The following is a 1,030-nucleotide window of genomic DNA, read 5'->3' on the forward strand; positions in this document are numbered from 1 at the left end:
GGAGCCCGCGGCCCCGGAGCCGCCCGCGCCGCCCGTCCCGCCGGCCCTCCCCGCCATGTCGCGCCGGCAGGGGCTGCGCACCGTCCACCAGTTCCATGCCGGCTCGGCCACCGGCGACGCGATCACCAACGCCATGCTGCTCACCCGCCGCCTGCTGCGCGACGCGGGCTATGTGAGCGAGATCTTCGTCGAACATCTCGACCCCGCGCTCGCGCACGAGCTGCACCCGCTCGACGCGCTGCCGACGCATGCGGACTACGTGCTGATCGTGCGCCATTCGATGGGCCATGACCGCTATCCGCACGTCGCCGCGCTGCCGGCCCCGAAGGTGCTGATCTACCACAACGTCACACCCCCGGCCCTGCTCGCCGGGGCGCCGTACCTGCGGCGCTACGCCGAACTCGGCCGCACGCAGCTCGCCGGCTGGCGCGGCGGCGTCACGGCGGCGCTGGCCGACAGCGACTACAACGCGATCGAACTGCTCCGCCTCGGCTTCGATCCGGTCGCGACCTGCACCCTGCTGTCCGACATCGACGCCCTGCGCGCCCGCGCCGCGGCGATCCCCCCGGCCCGCGCCCTGCGCCCCTTCACCGTCCTGTTCGTCGGCCGCGTGGTGCCGAACAAGTCGCAGGACGTCCTTGTTGCCGCCTTCGCCGCCGCCTGCCGCGCGCCCGGCATGCCCGACGACGCCCGTCTCGTGCTGGTCGGGCGCCATGACGGGCCGGACGACACCTACGTGCGGCGCATCCTGGCCGCCGTGCGCGACGCCGGCCTCGGCGATCGCGTCGTGCTGACCGGCGCCGTGTCCGACGACGAGCTGCACGCCTGGTACGCCCGCGCCGATCTGTATGTCTCCCTCAGCCTGCACGAGGGCTACGGCGTGCCGCTGATCGAGGCGGCGGCGCATGGCGTGCCGGTGCTCGCCTATGCCGCCGGCGCCGTGCCCTACACGCTCGACGGCGATGCGGCGGCGCTGCTCGACACGCCCGATCCCGCCGCCGCCGGGGCGCGCATCGCCGCCCTCGCCGCC

The 1,030-nt window shown here is 75.0% G+C and carries 1 protein-coding gene; it reads left to right on the forward strand.

What is annotated here, in order from left to right; translation table 11 throughout:
• Positions 1-55: 55 nt before the first annotated feature.
• The coding region (locus B8460_RS18950) for a glycosyltransferase family 4 protein (RefSeq protein WP_148360711.1) at positions 56-1,030 on the forward strand (975 nt) is incomplete at its 3' end.

Origin of the sequence: Acidisphaera rubrifaciens HS-AP3 (assembly GCF_000964365.1) — a bacterium.
Classification (GTDB): domain Bacteria; phylum Pseudomonadota; class Alphaproteobacteria; order Acetobacterales; family Acetobacteraceae; genus Acidisphaera; species Acidisphaera rubrifaciens.